The 17,522-nt window shown below is 75.4% G+C and carries 16 protein-coding genes; 7 read left to right on the top strand and 9 right to left on the bottom strand.

The window, feature by feature from the left end:
• The first annotated feature begins 180 nt into the window (after positions 1-180).
• From K4G22_RS01145 to K4G22_RS01135, 3 genes are all read left to right on the top strand, one after another.
• On the top strand, positions 181-1,431 hold the full coding sequence (locus tag K4G22_RS01145; RefSeq protein ID WP_228077696.1) for a pyridoxal-dependent decarboxylase, exosortase A system-associated: 1,251 nt from the start codon (positions 181-183) through the stop codon (positions 1,429-1,431).
• Between the two features lie 64 nt (positions 1,432-1,495).
• Positions 1,496-3,883 (top strand): AfsR/SARP family transcriptional regulator, encoded by a 2,388-nt coding sequence (locus tag K4G22_RS01140; protein WP_228077695.1) that lies wholly within the window; start codon positions 1,496-1,498, stop codon positions 3,881-3,883.
• The gene (locus tag K4G22_RS01135) at positions 3,880-4,821 is read left to right on the top strand and encodes a TIGR03564 family F420-dependent LLM class oxidoreductase (RefSeq protein ID WP_228077694.1); all 942 of its coding nucleotides are present in this window, start codon (positions 3,880-3,882) and stop codon (positions 4,819-4,821) included. The genes K4G22_RS01140 and K4G22_RS01135 overlap by 4 nt, the downstream gene beginning before the upstream one ends.
• 79 nt (positions 4,822-4,900) lie before the next feature.
• Here the strand turns inward: K4G22_RS01135 and K4G22_RS01130 are convergent, their stop codons facing one another.
• The 9 genes from K4G22_RS01130 to K4G22_RS01090 form a co-directional block, all read right to left on the bottom strand.
• Positions 4,901-5,623, bottom strand: a complete 723-nt coding sequence (locus K4G22_RS01130) for a 4'-phosphopantetheinyl transferase family protein (protein ID WP_228077693.1) — start codon at positions 5,621-5,623, stop codon at positions 4,901-4,903.
• Positions 5,620-8,868 (bottom strand): S41 family peptidase, encoded by a 3,249-nt coding sequence (locus tag K4G22_RS01125; protein WP_228077692.1) that lies wholly within the window; start codon positions 8,866-8,868, stop codon positions 5,620-5,622. The genes K4G22_RS01130 and K4G22_RS01125 overlap by 4 nt, the downstream gene beginning before the upstream one ends.
• Entirely contained in the window at positions 8,865-9,449 is a 585-nt protein-coding gene (locus tag K4G22_RS01120; protein WP_228077691.1) for a GNAT family N-acetyltransferase, read from the bottom strand. The genes K4G22_RS01125 and K4G22_RS01120 overlap by 4 nt, the downstream gene beginning before the upstream one ends.
• Positions 9,437-9,898 (bottom strand): hypothetical protein, encoded by a 462-nt coding sequence (locus K4G22_RS01115; protein ID WP_228077690.1) that lies wholly within the window; start codon positions 9,896-9,898, stop codon positions 9,437-9,439. The genes K4G22_RS01120 and K4G22_RS01115 overlap by 13 nt, the downstream gene beginning before the upstream one ends.
• Positions 9,891-10,352 carry a GNAT family N-acetyltransferase gene (locus K4G22_RS01110; RefSeq protein ID WP_228077689.1) on the bottom strand — a complete coding sequence of 154 codons (462 nt, stop codon included), beginning with the start codon at positions 10,350-10,352 and terminating at the stop codon, positions 9,891-9,893. Before K4G22_RS01110 ends, K4G22_RS01115 begins: the two co-directional genes overlap by 8 nt.
• Complete coding sequence (locus K4G22_RS01105; RefSeq protein WP_228077688.1) at positions 10,349-10,852, bottom strand: hypothetical protein; 504 nt, start codon at positions 10,850-10,852, stop codon at positions 10,349-10,351. Before K4G22_RS01105 ends, K4G22_RS01110 begins: the two co-directional genes overlap by 4 nt.
• Positions 10,849-11,985 (bottom strand): acyl-CoA dehydrogenase family protein, encoded by a 1,137-nt coding sequence (locus K4G22_RS01100; protein WP_228077687.1) that lies wholly within the window; start codon positions 11,983-11,985, stop codon positions 10,849-10,851. Before K4G22_RS01100 ends, K4G22_RS01105 begins: the two co-directional genes overlap by 4 nt.
• On the bottom strand, positions 11,982-12,575 hold the full coding sequence (locus K4G22_RS01095; protein WP_228077686.1) for an acyl-CoA dehydrogenase family protein: 594 nt from the start codon (positions 12,573-12,575) through the stop codon (positions 11,982-11,984). The genes K4G22_RS01100 and K4G22_RS01095 overlap by 4 nt, the downstream gene beginning before the upstream one ends.
• A 69-nt stretch (positions 12,576-12,644) precedes the next feature.
• Positions 12,645-12,797 carry a hypothetical protein gene (locus K4G22_RS01090; RefSeq protein WP_228077685.1) on the bottom strand — a complete coding sequence of 51 codons (153 nt, stop codon included), beginning with the start codon at positions 12,795-12,797 and terminating at the stop codon, positions 12,645-12,647.
• A gap of 239 nt (positions 12,798-13,036) precedes the next feature.
• On the opposite strand from K4G22_RS01090, the gene K4G22_RS01085 reads away from it, so the two are divergent.
• From K4G22_RS01085 to K4G22_RS01070, 4 genes are read left to right on the top strand one after another with little or no spacing between them, the layout of a single operon-like run.
• Positions 13,037-14,647, top strand: coding sequence for a condensation domain-containing protein (locus K4G22_RS01085; protein WP_228077684.1), 1,611 nt, complete (start codon positions 13,037-13,039; stop codon positions 14,645-14,647).
• Positions 14,644-15,987, top strand: coding sequence for a preATP grasp domain-containing protein (locus K4G22_RS01080; protein WP_228077683.1), 1,344 nt, complete (start codon positions 14,644-14,646; stop codon positions 15,985-15,987). The genes K4G22_RS01085 and K4G22_RS01080 overlap by 4 nt, the downstream gene beginning before the upstream one ends.
• The gene (locus K4G22_RS01075; RefSeq protein ID WP_228077682.1) at positions 15,984-17,258 is read left to right on the top strand and encodes a type III PLP-dependent enzyme; all 1,275 of its coding nucleotides are present in this window, start codon (positions 15,984-15,986) and stop codon (positions 17,256-17,258) included. The genes K4G22_RS01080 and K4G22_RS01075 overlap by 4 nt, the downstream gene beginning before the upstream one ends.
• Positions 17,258-17,521, top strand: a complete 264-nt coding sequence (locus tag K4G22_RS01070) for an acyl carrier protein (protein WP_228077681.1) — start codon at positions 17,258-17,260, stop codon at positions 17,519-17,521. Before K4G22_RS01075 ends, K4G22_RS01070 begins: the two co-directional genes overlap by 1 nt.
• Position 17,522 lies beyond the last annotated feature (1 nt).

Below are 17,522 nucleotides of genomic sequence, written 5' to 3'. Positions count from 1 at the left end.
AGACATGGGGGAGCTTGGCCGGGGATTCTCGGGAATATGGGGAGCGCCCCCCCATGTGGAGTGGGGGTGACGCTTGAAAGCGTGCTCACGGATGCTTCCGCCCGTCCGTGAGGGGCGGGCCGGAAGCCTCCGGACGGGACCCGGAGCGAAGCGCCCGACGGGCGATGAGGGGGAGCACAGGTGGTCATCACGGTGTCGGGCGGCACGCTCGGCGACACGCTTTTCGAGCGGGCCGGAGAAGGGCTTGAGATCGGCGGAGTTCCCGCCGAGCGGCTGGCCGAAAGGGTCGGCGGCACGCCGTTCTTCGCCTACGACCGGGAGCTGATCACCCGGCGCGTGGCCGCCGTCAGGGCCGCGCTGCCCGACGACGTCCGGCTCAGCTACGCGGTCAAGGCCAATCCGATGCCCGCCGTGCTGCACCATATGGCCGGCCTGGTCGACGGGTTCGACATCGCCTCGGGCGGCGAGTTGGCGCGCGCCCTGGACACCGGGATGCCGCCCACCCGGGTCAGCTTCGCCGGCCCGGGCAAGAGCACCGCCGAGCTGCGCCGCGCGGTCGCCGCCGGCGTCACCGTCGAACTGGAGTCGGCCACCGAGCTGGCCCGGGTGCGGGACGTCGCCGAACGGCTCGCCCTGCCCGCCAGGGTCGCGCTGCGCGTCAACCCGGACTTCACCGTCAAGGGCGCCGGGATGCGCCTCGGCGGCGGCCCGCAGCAGTTCGGCGTGGACGCGGAACGGGTCCCCGAGCTCCTCGCCGAGGCGGCGGCGGCCGGGCTCGACCCGCTGGGGTTCCACGTCTTCGCCGGCTCGCAGAACCTCAGGGCCGACAGCCTGCGCGACGCCCAGCGCGCCACCGTCGAACTGGTCCTGCGGCTCAGCGAGTCGCTGCCGGGCCCGCTGCGCTACCTGAACCTCGGCGGCGGCTTCGGCATCCCCTACGCGCCCAGGGACACCCCGCTCGACCTGGCCGAGGTCGGGGCGCGTCTGGGGGAGCTGATGGCCCAGCGGGTCAGGCCGCACCAGCCCCAGGCGCGGGTGGTGGTGGAGCTGGGCCGCTATCTGGTCGGCGAGGCCGGCGTCTATCTGACCCGCGTGGTGGACCGCAAGGAGTCGCGCGGCACCACCTTCCTGGTGGTGGACGGCGGCCTGCACCACCAGCTCGCCGCCTCGGGGAACTTCGGGCAGGTGATCCGCCGCAACTACCCGATCACGCTCGCCCACCGGGCGGCAGGCCCGGACACGGGGGAGCCCGAGGTCGTCAGCGTCGTCGGCTGCCTGTGCACGCCGCTCGACGTGCTGGGGGACCGGGTCGCCCTGCCCAGGGCCGAGGTCGGCGACCTCATCGCCGTCTTCCAGGCCGGCGCCTACGGGCTGACCGCCTCGCCCAACGGCTTCCTCGGCCACCCGGACCCGGCCGAGGTCCTGGTCTGAGCCACCATCCGGCCTGGTCCGGACCGACCATTCGGACCACCACCGTCCATACCAAGGGGTACACGTGCGCACGCTCGACCCACGAGGCATCCATTCGTCCGGCGCCGACCCGTTCGGGGAGGCCCAGGCACCGCCGGACGGCCCGTCCCCGGCACCGCGCTTCCGGATTCTCGGCCTGCTCCAGGTGCACGGCACCGAGCAGGTGCTGGTGACCGCGCGCCGCCAACAGGTCGTTCTCGCCCTGCTGTTGCTCAACGCCAACCGGCTGGTGACGTTGGACGGGCTGGTGGACGGGCTCTGGGACGGGGAGCCGCCGGCGACCGCGAGGGCCCAGGTGCAGACCGCGGTGTCGGCGCTCCGCCGGCTGCTGGAGCGCGCCGGCCTCGGCGAGCGCATCAGGACCAGGGGCGCCGGCTATGTCGTCGAGGTCGGTCCCGGCGAGCTGGACCTCGCCGTCTTCGAGGAGCTGGTGGCGCGCGGCCGGGCGGCGGGCGCGGCCCGCGACGCGCACCGCGCCCGCCGCGCCTTCCGGGAGGCGCTGGCGCTGTGGCGCGGCGAGCCGGTCGCCGGCGTGGACAGCCGGCTGGTGGGGGAGCACCGGGCGCGGATCGCCGAGCGCAGGGTCGCCGCCGTCGAGGAGTGCGTCGAGGCCGAACTCCGCCTGGGCCTGCACCGGGAGAGCATCGGCGAGTTGGCCGTCGCCGTCGCCGAACACCCCCTGCGGGAGCGGCTGGTGGGGCAGCTGATGACCGCGCTCTACCGGTCGGACCGGCGGGTCGAGGCGCTGGCCGCCTACCGTTCTCTACGCGCGGTGCTCGTCGCCGAGCTGGGGCTTGAGCCCAGCCTGGCGCTGCGTCAGCTCCACCAGGACATCCTCGCCGACCGGGCCGAGCCGGGACCCCCCGCGCCGGCCGCCGGCGGCGTCACCCCTCCCGTGCCCAGGATGCTGCCGGCCCGCCCGCAGGGGACGGCCTGCCACGGCGAGCGACTCGACCGGCTGCGGCGGCAGTTGCTCGCCGTCCCCGAGACGGCCGGCGTCTCCGTCGCGGTGCTCACCGGGCGCGCCGGCGTCGGCATGTCGCACCTCGCCGTCGAGGCAGCCCACGCCGTCGCGGGCGCCTTCCCCGACGGACAGCTCTACGCCCGGCTGACGGACCGCGCGGGCCGCCCCCAGGACATCGGCGACGTGCTGGAACGCTTTCTGCGGGGCCTCGGCCACTCCGTCGCCGAGATCCCCCCCGACCTGGAGGCCAGGGCCGCCCTCTACCGCAGCGCGCTGGCCGGCCGCCGGGTGCTGATCCTGCTGGAGGACGCGGTGGACGAGTCCCAGCTGAGGCCGCTGCTGCCCGGGGACCCCCGCTGCCCGCTGCTGGTCACCACCCGCCGCCGGGGCCTGGCGCCGGCCGGCGCGGTCCGCCACGAGATCCCCGCCCTGGACGTGGCGGACGGGGTGCGGCTGCTGTCCTGGCTGCTGGGGGCCGAGCGGACCCGCGTCGAGGACGAGGCGGCCGGGCGGCTGGTCGAGCTGTGCGGCGGGCTCCCCCTGGCCCTGGCCGGAGCCGCCGCCAGGATCGCCGCCCGCCCGCACTGGCGCCTCGCCGACCTGCTCACCGGCCTGCGCGAGGACCCCACCCGCCTGGACCAGTTGGGCTGCCACGGCGTTGACCTGCGTGCCAGCCTGCGCCGGGATCTCGACCAGCTGCCGGTGCCGGCGCGCCGGCTGTTCGGCCGGCTCGGCCTGCTGCCGGCCGGTACCTGCCCCGGCTGGATGGCGGGGCCGCTGCTCGACGACGCGCCGGGCCCGGCGGCCGAGATGTTGGAGGCGCTGGTCGACGCCCGGCTGGTCGAGGTCGTCGACGGCCACGGCGCCGCCACCCGCTACCGGCTGCCGCCGCTCGAACGGGTGCTGGCGCGCGAGCTGGTCGGGCTGCGGGAGACCCGCGCGGAGCGGGCCGCCACGCTGCGCCGGGTGTTCGGCGGCTGGCTCACCCTCGCCGACGAGGCGGCCAGGCGCATGCACCGGCCCCAGCTCCCGCCGGGCCGGGTCGCGCGCTGGGCACTGCCGGCCGGGGTGGTGGACGCGCTGCTCGCCTCGCCCGAGCGCTGGGGCGCCGAGGCACGCGCCGAACTGCTGGCCTTCGCCCGGCTGGCCGAGTCCGCCCACGAACCCGGCCCCTGCTGGGAGTTGGTGGTCGCCGCCGGCGCCACGGACGAGGCGCGCCGCACGGCCGAGTGGCGGGAGGCCGCCGAGGGCGCGCTCCGCGGGGCCAGGGGCGCCGGCGACACCGTGGGCGAGAGCGCCCTGCACCGCCTGCTCGCCCGCGGGCCGCAGGCCAGGGGCGGCGGCGAGGCGCGGGTCCCGCTCCGCAAGAGCCGGCCACCCGGCCTGTTCGAACCGCGCCGGCCGCCCGTCGGCCAGCCGGCCCTCATCAGAAAGGAACCCCTGCTGTGACCGTCGGCATCGCCCTGCCAGCCGGAGAGAATCCGGCGGCGGGCAACACCGTGGACGAACTCGTCTCCCAGGCACGTCAGTTGGCGCGGGCCGGAGTGAGGTCGCTCTGGTTCAGTCAGCTCTTCGACCACGACGCGATCACCCTGGCGGCCGTGGTCGGACGCGAGGTCCCCGAGGTGGACGTGGGCACCCAGGTCGTGCCGCTCTACCCACGGCACCCGCTGAACCTGGCCGCTTCGGCGGGGACCGCCCAGGCGGCGACCCGGGGCCGCTTCACCCTGGGCGTCGGCACGGGCGTGCGGGCCCTGCTCGAACCCGCCTACGGCACGCCCTACCCGCCGCCGATCGGGCATCTGCGGGAGGCACTCACCGTGCTCCGGCAGGTGCTCGACGGCGAACGGCCCTCGTTCGCCGGGAGCAGCGTCACCGCGCGCCCGCCGCTGCCGACGGCCGTGGCCGGCGGGCACTCCGTGCCCCTGCTGGTCGCCGCGATGGGCCCGCAGGCGCTCCGTGTCACGGGCGAACTGGCCGACGGCACCCTCCCGTTCCTGGCCGGCCCTCGCACCCTGGCCGAACGGATCGTGCCGACCCTGACCAGGTCGGCCCAGGCCGTCGGCCGGCCCGCCCCGCGGATCGTCGCCGCCGTCCCCGCCGTCGTCACCGACGACCCCGACGTGGCCCGGCAGATCGCCGCAGTCCGGCTCGCCGCCTACGCGAACATCCCCTCCTACCAGCGGGTGGTGGCCGCCGAGGGCGTCGCGCACCCGGTGGAACTGGCCCTGGTGGGTGACGAGAACACGGTGGCCGCCGGTGTCCGCCGCTACCTCGACGCGGGGGCGACCGAGGTCGTGTTCACCCAGACGGGCCTCCGCTCCGACCGCGAGCGCCTCCGCACCTGGCAGCTGGCCGGCCACCTCACCCGCACCGCGGCGTCCTGACCGGGGTGGGGTGCCGGCTCCGCCCGGCACCCCACCCGGCAGGCGCCGAGTCGGCGAGCTCTTCCGCCGCGTCGTCCGTTCAGCGTCGGGCGACGTGCCGGGTGGGTACCCGGTCGGAGAGGGAGAGGCGGTGGAGCGCGGTGACCGGACCGGTGGTCGCCAGGGTGCCGACATGGCCGGCCGGCAGCGACAGATCGTGGAGGAGCACCGGGTCGGCCGGCCAGCCGGCGATCCCGTCGGCCACCGCCAGGGGCCCCGTGACGTCCAGCAGCCGGGGGCTGGCGCGCAGGCCGAGGCCGGTCAGCTTCATCGCGGCCTCCTTCCTGGTCCACCTGGAGCGCAGCCACCCGGTCCGCTCGGCGTCCGGCAGTGCGCCGAACCGCCGCAGCTCGGCGGGCGTCAGCACCGTCCTGGCCAGCGCCGCCGGGTCCCCCGGCTCCGTCAGCTCCTCCAGGTCCACGCCGACCGGCGCGCCCCCCGTCACGGCGACCAGCAGCCAACTCTCGGTGTGCGACACGGCGTGCACCACATCGGGCCGGCCCACGAAGCGCGGCGGGCCGTGCCCCTCGGCACCGCAGTGCCGGCACCGCCGGTCGGTGCGCACCGCCCCGGGCGGCACGCCCAGATAGCGCGCGCCGATCAGCCGCTGCGCCGCCCGGGACGTCACCAGCACCTCGGCCGCCCGGGTGCCGGCCAGCCGGTCGGCGCGCTCCCGCTCGGCCGGGTCCAGCAGCCGCAGCCACCCAGGTCGGTCGCGCACCGGGACCAGCCACAGGTGGCACTCGCCCGGCGCCGGGATCACCGCGCCGTCCGCCGCTCGCCGACCGCGACCCCGTCCAGCAGGGTGCGGACCTCGGCGCCCGTCGCCAGCTCGTCGAGCAACAGCCGCACGGCGGCGTGGAGTTGCGCGTCCTCGGCGGGCCACTCCAGACGGGGCGGCCGGTCCACCGGCAGGTCGGGTTCGACGCCCCGGTTCTCCAACAGGTCGCCCACCCCGTTCAGATAGAACCGGAACTCGGGTTGGGTCGTGACCGTCCCGTCCGCCAGCACATGACGCGGCCAGGTCGCGACCACCCCGCCCCAGGTGCGGCGGCCGACCAGCCGCCCCAGGCCCAACTGGCGGAAGCCGTGCGCGAAGATCTCGCCGTCCGATCCGGTGTGTTCGTTCACCAGCAGCGCCAGAGGGCCCGCCACCACCTCCGCCGGGTGGCTGACCGTGCCGGCGCGCCGTCCCCGCTGCTCGCCTCCGCCGCGTCGGGCCAGCAGGTCGAGCAGCAGCGGCGAGGCGTGGCCGCCGGTGTTGTAGCGCACGTCCACCACCAGGCCCTCGTGGGCGAGTTCGCCGAGGAAGCCGCGGACGAAGTCGCCGTAGCCGCCCGCCAGCATGTCCGGTACGTGCAGATAGCCGAGCCGGCCGCCGGAGAGCGCCCGCACCGCGGCCCGGTTGGCCGCCACCCAGTCCAGGTAGCGCGCCCGGTCCTCGCTCTCGGCCGCCACCACGGCGAACCGGCGCGCCGGTTCCGTGCCGCGCCGCAGGGTCAGCTCCACCTCCCGGCCGGCCTGCCCCACCAGCAGCTCGCCGGGGCCGGCCGGGCCGACCGGCTGGCCGTCCACGGCGGTCAGCTCGTCGCCGGCCCGCACGTCCACGCCGAGCCGGCGGCACGGCGAGGTGGCCTTCGGGTTCCACGGGTCGCCGCGCAGCACCCGGGCGACCCGCCAGCCGCCGCCCGCCGCGTTCTCGGCGGGCTCGGCGTTCTCGGCGGGCTCGGCGTTCTGGGCGGGCTCGGCCCAGTCCACCCCGAGGAAACCCTGGCCCTGTGCCTGCCGCCCCGGGTACTCGCCGCCCTGCTCGTAGGCGTGCGAGGTGCCGAGCTCGCCCTGGAGCTCCCAGATCAGATCGGACAACTCCGAGCGGCAGGCGACCCGTTCGGCCAGCGGCGCGTAGCGCTGGTACATCGCGTCCCAGTCGACGCCGGCCATGTCCGCGTCCCAGAAGGACTCCCGCTGGAGCCGCCACGCCTCGCGGAACATCTGCCGCCACTCGCCCTCGGGGCGCAGCGGCACCCTGATCCGGTCCAAGTCCACCCAGCCGGTACGGGAACCGGGAGGCGCGTCGAGCCCCGGGTGTTCGGCGGTGACCTGGGCGACGGACTCGGTGCGCAGCACACGCAGCCGGCTGGCGGCCCGGCAGAGCAGCACCTCGCCCCGTGCGGAGGCGACGATCTCGTCGAGCGGGCCGAGCCACTCCTCGGTGACCTCCGGGCCCGACCAGGTGGCCAGGGTGACGGTGCCATCCGGCATGCCCTCGACCCGTTCCCCGCCGGGGGGCGTCAGCGGCTGGGTGAGCAGCAGCGCGCCGCCGGGCACGCCGATGACTCCCGCGTGCCGTCCCTCGGCCACCGGCAGCGGCGCCACCCGGTCGGCGAGGCCCGGCAGGTCGATCTCGACGCGGGGCGGCGTCCCCTCGTCCGGCGCGGCCTCGGGGCCGGTGGCCCGCGTGGGGCTCTCGACCTCGAAGGGGTCGGTGTCGCCCGCCCGCAGCGCCACCACATACGCCCGGGTGCCGAACGGGAAGCCCAGGTCGAACCTGACCTGGTCGTATTCGGGGTGCGGGTCACGCTGCCCCAGGAAGTAGAGGAAGCGGCCCTGCGGGTCGAACGCGGGGCAGCTGTCGCGCAGCACGGGCTCGGTGACCGGGTGGACCGTCCACGGCCCGGCCTCGGCCACCGAGATCGCCGAACGGTGCGGGCCCTCCGGGCGGGTGTAGGCCAGCCACCGGCTGTCCGGCGACCAGGTCAGATCGGCGATCCGGTCCGCCCTCGCGCGATCCACCAGACGGGGCGCCGGCCGTTCGGCCCCGGCGTCCACCACCCACAGCTCCTGCCGGTTGGTGGCGAACGCCACCCAGCCGCCCGAGGGGGCGGCGACCAGCTCGGTGACGCAGCCGAACCCGCCGGCCACCAGCTCGGTCTCGGCCTCGCCGCCCTCCGCCGACAGCGTCACCAGGCGCTCGTCCGGGCGCTGGTCGGAGGCGACGGCCACCAGCCGTGTGCCGTCGGCCAGCCAGTCGACCAGCCGGTACCGCACCCCGGCCGGCCGGCCGTGCCGGCGCACCGGGCCCGACCAGGGGCCCAGCGTGAACGCCTGCCCCCGGGCGGCCACGGCCAGCGTCGCGCCGTCAGGGCCGAGCCGCGCGCCGTCCAGGTACTCGCCCGCCGGGACGAACCGGCGCGCGGTGCGGGCCCGGGGGCTGGGCAGGGTGACATCGATCGGCGCGGCCTCCGATGCGCCGGGCGCCAGCTGCCAGAGCGCGGCCCCGACCTGGTACACCAACCGCCGCCCGTCGCCGACGAGATGGCGCGCGTAGTGCTCCCGGTGGTGGGTGTGCCGGGTCAGCTCGGTGCCGTCGGCGCGGCAGGAGTACACGTGGCCGAGCCCCTCGTGGTCGCTGAGGAAGTAGACCCGCTCGCCGACCCAGCAGGGGTTGGCGAGGTTCCCCGGGAGCTCGACCAGCGGCCGGGTGGGCGCCGACTCGTCCTCGGCGAGCCACAGTTCGCCGGCGCTGCCGCCCCGGTAGCGCTTCCAGCGGGCCGGGTCGCCCGTGTTGCGGCCCAGCACCACAAGCCCGCCGGGGCCGTGGGCGACGCTGTCGGCCGGGCCGCCGAGCAGCCGGGGCGGGCCGCCGTCCGGCGCCACCGCGAAGAGCCGCTGGCCGAAGCCGTACGGCAGCCCGGCCGCGCTGGCGTAGAGGATCTCCCCGGTGCGGGGGTGCCAGCCGACGGTGGCGCAGCGGGCGCCCTGGAAGGTGAGCCGGCTGGCCGGGCCGCCGGCCGTCGGCATCGCGTAGATCTCGGTGGGCCCGTCGTCGGTGCCCACGAAGGCGATCAGCGCGCCGTCGGGGGAGACCCGGGCCCGCGTCGCCTCGCCCTGTCCTGCCGTCAGCCGGCTGGCCCGGCCGCCGTCGAGCGGCACGGACCACAGATCGTCCTCACAGGTGAAGATCGTGCCGTCGGGGGAGGGCGCGGGGAACCGCAGATAGCCCGTCATGCGACGCCCCCCGACCTGGCGCGGATCCGCTCGGCCAACTCCCGCCGCCGGGCGAGCCGTTCGGCCCGGTCGGCGGCGACGTCCTCCTCGGTGAGCGTCCAGTAGCACGCCGAGCGCCACTCGCCGACCGTGTAGGAGTCGAACGCGGACCGCACCTGCCCGCTGGCGGCCAGCGTGGCCGCCGACTGGAGCATGGTGTTGTGCTCCAGCACCTGGTTGATCACCACCCGCATGTTCAGCTCGGCCCGCACATGGTCGTGTGCGGCCCGCACCGCGAGCGCGCCGGGGCCGCCCCGGTAGCGGGGCAGCACCCCGAAGGACAGCTCGCAGCTCTGGGCGCGCCAGTCGACCGACGTGATCCAGGCGAAGCCGAGCACCGCGTCCCCGGCGCCGCAGAGGGTGAAGATCCGCCGCTCGGCCTGGCGTTCGGCGATGGTGCGCCGCACGTCGGCGACCAGGTCGGCGTCGGCGGCCTGCACCGCGAAGTCCGACAGGTTCGCCTGGAACCTCGACTCGCGCAGCAGTTCGAGGCGGAACGGTATGTCCTCCTCGACGAAGTGTCTGACCCTTACGAACGACACGCGTCCCCCGTCCTCTGATCTCCGGTGCCGAACAGCACCCGCACGTCGTGGTAGGAGCCCGACGCGTAGCGGTGGTCGCGCAGCACCCCCCGGTCGGTGAGGCCGGCGCGCAGGAACCCCGCCACCGCGGGGGAGCCCTCGGGCACCAGGGCCAGGAAGGACGTGTTCCTGCGGTAGGTCACCAGGAACTCCACCAGCGACCGCACGGCCGCCTCGTCGTCGTGGGTGCAGGCCACGAGGGCCTGCCTCGGCTGCGCCGGGTTGGGCGCGGCGCCCACCAGGGCGTCCCCGACCCGGAACACCCGCCCGTCGAGGCGCGCCAACTCCCTGGTCAGCAGCGCGTCGTTCTGCACCACCGGGTCCAGGCCCAGGAAGCCTCGGGACGCCTCGCCGGCCGCGCGCAGCGCCTCGGCGGCGTCGGGGCCGTTCAGCTGGACGAGGTCAGCCATGGTCGACACACCCCCAGATCTCGCGGCTCACCGCGCGGCCGTCCAGCCACAGGTGCTCGGGCACGGTCGCCTCGTGGCGGAAGCCCGCCCCGGTCAGGACCGCCCGAGGCGGTGCCGCCAGCGGCGTCACCAGGCCGTGCAGGCGGCGCAGGTTGAGCCGGTGCCGCCCGTGGGCGACGGCGGCCGTCAGCAGGTCGTCCACCCCCTCGGTGTCCTGGCGGTGCCAGCCGATCTCCAGCCTGGCCCGCCGGCTCACCCAGTCGATGTCGGTGAACCGCGCGAAGCCGACATCGGGGACGACGCACAGCTCGTCGTCCCCCTCCGCGGGCGCCGGCACCTGGGTGGGCGCCGCGAGCGCCGGCCGGTTCGGCAGCGGCAGCCCCAGCAGCTCGCCGGGCAGCCAGGTGCCGGTGAGCAGCGGGCGGTCCCGGTCGCGATAGCCGCGCAGCCTCATGAGACCGGGCTCCAGACCTGGGAGAAGTAGACCCGCCCGTGCCGCGCGCCGTCCCGCGCCGTCACCCCGGCCAGGATGCCCTCCTCGGTGAGGCCCGTCGCCCGCGCGGAGCGCAGCCCCCGCTCGTCGTGGGTGGCGAACCGCACGGACAGCCGCACGATCTCGTGCCGCCAACGGGCGGCGGCGACCACCTCGGCGTAGGCCGACGACCACCACGCCTCGGGCACGGCCCCGGAGAGCCGCAGCGTCAGCAGGTAGTGGCAGCCGTGCTCGACGCCCTCGGCGCTCAGCGCGTACAGGCCGACCACCCGGCCGTCGGCCAGCAGCACCTGGGTGTCGTCGTCCAGCAGCCGCTGGATCTCGGCGGCGGACCGGGTGTCCGGCTGTTCGGTGCGGTAGTGGAAGTCCGGCTCCTCGAAGAGCGCCAGGACGGCCTCCCGGTCCGGTTCGGAGTACGGGCGGCTCGACCAGGCGGGGGGCCTTCGGCGGGTGTCGGTCATGGTCCCTCCCTGCGGGGCGCCGCGTCGGGCGCGACGGCCAGACGCAGCATGTGACTGGTGCCGTCCATGAACTCGAAGGCCATGACGTCGCGGCACCACTTCTCCAACAGCGGGTGCTCCACCAGGGAGCCGGGCGACAGCGCGCTCTCCGCCCACCGGCCCACCTCGACGGCCAGCGCCGCCGTGTGCAGCTTCGCGAGCGAGGGGGGCCGCCGGTCGTCCGGGTCGGCGTCCGCCTCGGCCGCCAGGTCGAGCAGCAGCGCGTGGGCGGCGTCCAGCCGCGCGGAGAGGGCCAGATGCCCGTCCCAGCCGGGGCGCAGCGCGCGCACCTCGTCGCGGATGGCGTAGCCGGCGCCCAGCGCCTGCGCGGCGATCTGCATCCGCACCACGCCGAACGCGCGGTTGGCGCCCCACAGGCCGCGCCGGGACGCCGGCAGATGCCGGCCCAACACCTGCTCCCCGCGCACCTGCACCCCGTCGAACGCCATCGACCCCAGGCAGGCGCCCCGCAGGCCCAACATCTCCAGCGGCGCCCCGGTGAAGCCGGGCGCTGGCCGGCGCAGCACCACCGCGCGGATGGCCAACGGCGTGGGCCCGGTCCTGGCGAACACCACGCCGATCCCGCCGCGCGCCGCGTTGGCGACATAGCGCTTGCCGCCGTGCAGCACGAAGCCGCCCGCGCCGTCCGGCGTCAGCCGGCTGCCCAGCGCGGTGGCGTCGCTGCCGTGGTCGGCCTCCGTCATGCCGAAGAACGTCCAGGGCTCGTCGCGGGCCAACGCGCCGTAGAAGTCGTCCTGTTGGGCCCGGTCGCCGAGCGCGTCCACGGTCAGGCCGGCCAGCGAGGGCGCGGCGCAGGCGTTCAGCACCCCGACGTCTCCCCTGGCCAGCTCCACGTTCGCCACCACCCTGGCCAGGCAGCTGTCGGTGAACGGCGAGGCCCAGCCGGGCACCTCGCTCGCCCGGTGCCGGCGCGGCGTGCCGGCGACCCGCAGCAGGCGGAGCGCCGAGGAGGCGCGCAGCCGCTCCTCCGCATGCGGTTCGGCGTCCACGGCCAGCGCGATCTCGCGCAGTTCGGGGGCCAGTTCACGACATCCGTCGCGCAGCGCCCGAAGCGCCGCCGGCGGTCTCCTCATGTTCTCGCCCCCGTCGGCACCCAGCAGTTGGCGGTCAGCCGGGCGACGAAGACGGTGTTCGCCGCGCGCGGCCCCACGAACCCCGAGGCGCCCAGCAGTTTGGTCAACTCCCAGTCCAGCTCCGAGAGTCGGTGATGGCACTCGGCCACGGTCCCCGCCAGGTCGCCGGCCACCACCAGGGTGCGGCGGACCGTCTCGACGGTGACCAGCGCGTCGGCGAGCACCCCCCGCACCAACTGCTTGCGGATGGTCGGCTCACCGCCCGAGACCCGGGTCGCCAGATGGGCGACGGCCCTCTCCCGCAGGCGCTGGGTGACGCCGAGGCGCGCGGCGGCCAGCCGGGCGGCCAGGGCCGTGCCCTCGGACTCGGCCAGGCTCCGAGGGCCGGTGCGGCGCACGAAGCTCACGCCCTCGCGCCCGGCGAGCCGGTGCGGCACCACGGGCGCCCCCGCGGGCACGGCGTCGCTGGGCAGCGCGGCCAGCCGGCCGGGCGCGGCGTCCGCACCCGCGCCGTCGAGCGCCAGCGCCAGACCGGCGGCGAAGCCCTCCGTCCGGCCGGTGTGCTCGCAGGCCAGGATCGCGTCTCGCATGGCATTCCTCCGTGGCGCGGGATGGGCGGTGCGGCGCCGGACCTGGGCCCGGCGCCCCACCGCCGGGGATCAGGCGATGGCCTTGGCGGCGATCACCTTGGTGGCCACGACCTTGCCGGCGATGACCTTCGTCGCGACGACCTTGCCGGCGATGACCTTGTGCGCGATGACCTTGTGGGCGATCGCCTTGTGCGCGATGGCCTTGGTGGCAACCTTCGCCATGTGACTTCTCCTTGGAAAGGGGAAACGGAACGGACACATCCCGGGCCGAATAACACCGACCCCGGAATGGGAAAAGGCTCCGCCCGCCCCATTCCGGTTGTCAACGGCAGCAATATGCCGCCCAGTTGATGTCACCGACACGGGCTGACGAAATCCCCGCCCATCGGAGACTATTCACCGGACCAACCGGAGAACGCCGGGTGGTGACCGCCGAGCCGTTCGGCCGGGGAGGAGGGCGTATGCCATCGGTGCGGAGCGCCGACCTGTGCTGGGGTCAGCACCACCATGTGCTGCGCTATCTCGGGGCGCCCCCGGAATCCCGGCACGAGGCGCACATCGCGACCAGCTACCCCCTGCCCGACGGCTGCACCACCGCCCATGTGCGGGCCGCCCTCACCCATCTGGTGCGCCGGCACGAGGTGCTGCGCACCGTCTACGACCTGCACGCCACGCCCTGGCCCCGGCAGCTGGTGCGGCCCCCGGGACCGCCGCCCGTCGTCGAGGTCGCCACGACGGACGATCCGGCGGCCGAGGTGCGCCGGCTGACCGAGACGCCGTTCGCGCTCGCCGACGAGTGGCCGCTGCGCGCCTGCCTGATCACCGAAGGCGGCCGGCTGCGCCGGCTCCACCTGGTCTTCAACCACCTGGCGTTCGACGATGTGTCCCTCGACCGGCTCGGCGCCGAGCTGGACGCGCTGCTCGCCGCCCGGGTCGCCGGCCGCCCCGTGGCCCTGCCGCCCGTCGCCGACCAGCCCGTCGACCTCGCCGCCCACGAGGCGACCAACTCGCCCGACGCCGCCCTCGCGCACTGGCGGGAGCAGATCCGCGCGCTGCCCGACGACATCCACGCCGCCCGCCGGGACCCCACCGACGCCACCGCGCACAGCGCCTCGTTCACCGTGCCACGGCTCCTCGCCGCCTCCCGCGCGGTCGCGGCCAGGCACGGCGTGTGGCCGTCGGCCGTCCACGTCGCCGCCTACGCCGTCACCCTGGCCGCCACCACCGGGCGGCGGCGGGTGGCCAGTCGGCTGTACACGGGGCAGCGCGAGGCCAGCGCCCTCCCCTCCGTGCTGACCTGCATGTCGCACCCGCTGCTCTGCGCCATCGACCTCGCCGACGACCCGCCGTTCGGCGAGGTGGTGCGCCGCGCCGCCCGCCGGGTGCGGGAGGCCATGGAGCACGGCCATGTCCCGTTCGACCGGGTCGACGAGCTCGTCGGCGCCGAGAGCGCGGCGCGCGGCCGATCGGTGCGGGTGGCCACGGAGCTGAACTTCCTGGACAACGCGCCCCGTTCGTGCCGCACCCGCAGGGAGCGGTGGGTGTGGAACGCCGCCCCGACCCACTGGGCCTGCGCCGGCTCGGACCTGTATCTGCGCGTCTACGAGTGGTCCGACGGCGTCACCCTCGCCCTCCAGGCGCGCGGCGAGGTCCTGGACCGCGCGGGCACGGAGCGGATGCTGCGCGGTCACGCGGCGCTGCTGACGGCGCACCGCGACCCGGCCGTCGACCTGCGGGTCGGCGAGGCGATCAGGCTCCTCGGCCTCGGCCCCGACACCGCACCGCCAGCGCCGGGCCCCGACGTCGCGTCGCCCGTGCCCGCCCCCGCCTCGCCCGCGTGCGACGCGCTGGTCGGGGCCGTCGCCGAGGTCAACGGCCTGGCGCGGGTGAGCCCGAACGACAGCTATGTGGCCGCCGGCGGACGGCTGCTGCGGCTGCCCAGGGTGGTGGCCGAACTCGCCGCCCTGGGCTGGGTGGGCACCGAGCGGCGGCTGGCGGGAGCCCGCCCGCTGCACGAGGTCGCCGACACCCTGCGCCCCTGCCCCCCGTCGAACTCCGGGAGACCCCGATGAAATTCGTCGAACGACTGAAAAAAGACCTGACCGGAGACGCCGGATCCCGATTCGTCTTCCTGAACAACTTCGAGGTGGAACGCAGTTGGGCGGCCGGCGAACCGAAACTCCCGGGCGCCGGAATATCGTTCGCCGGAACCACGGTGAACCGCATGGAGGAAATGGGTGCGCTGCTCGCCGAATCCGGTGACGTGGTCGTGCTCAAAGCCCCCATGGACACGGAGTTCACCGCCTATCTCGACGGTCTTGGCGCCGCCGCGGGGCAGGTGTTCGCCGCCGAGCGGAGCAGGCCGGAGCACACCGTCACCGAGGACGCCCTGGACTCGCCCGAACTGCTGCGGCGGCTCCGTGGCCTTGCGGACGGCCGCACCTTCCTGATGCCGCTCGGCGTCTCCCCGGCGGAGGAGCGCCTCGCCAAGGAGACCGGGCTGCCGCTCGCCGGCCCCTCGTCCCAGGTGTGCAAGCACGTCAACGGCAAGATCTTCAGCCGCCGCCTGGTGGACCGCCTCGGCCTGCGCGCCGTGCCGGGCGACATCTGCGAGACCGTCGGCGAACTGCGCGCCGCCCTCACCTCCCGGCTCGCCGCCGGCGGCCGGGTGGTGGTCAAGGAGTCGCTGGGCGTCTCCGGGCGCGGCATGGTGGTGGTACGCGACGAGGCCGGCGCCGCCCGGCTGCTGCGCCTGATCGAACGCCGCGGCGCGACGGCCCCGGCCCGGCTCGTCGTCGAGTCCTGGATCGAGCACGCCCAGGACCTCAACTACCAGCTGGTCGTGGGCAGAAGCGGCCAGGTCAGGTTCGAGACCGTCAAGGCGGCCGTGCTGCGGGACGGCGTCCACCAGGGGCACCGCTTCCCCGTGGAACTGCCGGCCACCGCCGAGCGGGAGCTGCGGGAGGCCGTCGAGCTGATCGGCGGCGCCCTCTTCGAGGAGGGCTACCACGGCATGGTGGGCGTGGACGCCATGCTCGGCCACGACGGCACGCTCCACCCCTGCCTGGAGATCAACGCCAGGTTCAACATGTCCACCTACCAGAGCCGCGTCGCCGAGCGCTTCATCCCCGCCGGCCACCACGCCATCGCGGCCACCTTCGCGGTCCGGCCCGGCCGGGCGCACTCCTTCCCCGAGGTCGCCGAAGCCCTCGGCGACCTGCTGCTGCGCGCGCCGGGCGGATCAGGGGTGCTGATCAACAACTTCGCCACGCTGAACGCGGCGGCCACCGACACCGGCAGCTTCCACGGCCGGCTGTACGGGATCTGCGTCGCCGAGAGCGCCGACGCCGCGCTCGCCGTGCGCGGCACAGCCGAGACGCGCCTGCGCGCACTGACGGAGGGCCGGTCATGAGAGTCCAGGGCATCCCCTACGAGGAGCTGGCCGAGGAGTTCGGCACCCCGCTCTACGTCTACGACGGCGAGCTCCTCACCGACGCCGTCACCGGACTGCGCGCCGCGCTCCACCCGGCGCTTGAGATCTTCTACTCGCTGAAGGCCAACCCCAACATCAGCGTCTACGCCACCCTCGCCGCCGGCGGTGCCCGCGCCGAGGTCTCCTCGCTCGTGGAGCTGCGCACCGCGCTGGCCGCCGGCACCCCGCCCGAGCACGTCATCTTCCTCGGCCCCGGCAAGAGCGGCGCCGAACTCGACGCCTGCCTGGACGCCGGGGTGTACGCCATCGTCTGCGAGTCCTTCGCCGAACTCGACGCGATCGAGCGGCGGGCGGCCGAGCGCGGAAGGACCCAGCGGGTGCTGCTCCGGGTCAACCCGGCGCTGGCGATCAGCGGTTCACGGCTGACCATGGGCGGCAAGCCCCGGCAGTTCGGCATCGACGAGGAGAGCGTGCTGGCCGCCGGCGACCTGGGGGGCCGGTACCGCCACGCCGACGTGGCGGGCGTCCACGTCTACATGGGCACCCGCATCCTCGACCCCGAGGTGGTCGGCAAGAACACCCGCTACATCCTCGACCTGGCCGAGCGGATCGCCGAGGCCACCGGCATCCGCCTCGACGCCGTGGACATCGGCGGCGGCCTCGGCGTGCCCTACTTCGACGGCGAGCGGGAGCTGGCGGCGTCCGCCGTCGCCGACCAGATCAACCCGCTCCTCGACAAGTTCGCCGGCGCCCACCCGGAGACCCGGCTGATCATGGAGTCCGGGCGCTATCTGGCCGGCCGCTGCGGGGTGTACGTCGTCCGGGTGCGGTACGTCAAGGAGTCCATGGGCGAACGCTTCGCCATCGCCGACGGCGGCACCCACCACCACATGGCGGCCGTCGGCATCGGCTCCTTCGTGAAGCGGAACTTCCCCGCCGTGCTGCTCGGCGACCGCCCGGCGGGCGACCCCGAGCCCTGGAACGTCACCGGGCCCCTCTGCACGCCCAACGACTCGGTGCTCAAGCAGGCGCCGCTGCCGCCGCTGCGCCCGGGGGACCTCGTCGGCGTCCTCAACTCCGGTGCCTACGGCCCCACCGCCTCACCCGGCCTCTTCCTCAGCCACGGCTACCCGGCCGAGGTGCTCGTCCAGGGCGGCCGTGCCCATCTGGTGCGGCGCCGCGACGAGCCGGACGACCTGCTGCGCCCGCAGCTCCTCGTCACCCAGACCGACCACGAAAGGCACCCCTGATGGAGCGTTCGGAGATCGTCGACCAGCTGCGCGCCGCGCTCTCCGCGGTACTGAACCGGCAGCTCGACGCGCTCGACCCCGGGCTGAGCCTCTTCGACGACCTCGGCCTCGACTCCACCAGCGTGATCGAGCTGCTGATGAGTCTGGAGGACACCGTGGGCCTGGAGATCGACCCGGACGAGCTGGGCCCCGACGTCTTCCGGACCGTCGGCTCGCTCACCGACTACGTCGAGGCCGGCTTCCGCAAGAGCACCGCGGTCTGAG

The sequence above is a fragment of the Streptomyces profundus genome (assembly GCF_020740535.1).
In the GTDB taxonomy this organism is placed as follows: Bacteria; Actinomycetota; Actinomycetes; order Streptomycetales; family Streptomycetaceae; genus Streptomyces; species Streptomyces profundus.
This window is presented reverse-complemented; position numbering and strand designations above follow the sequence as displayed.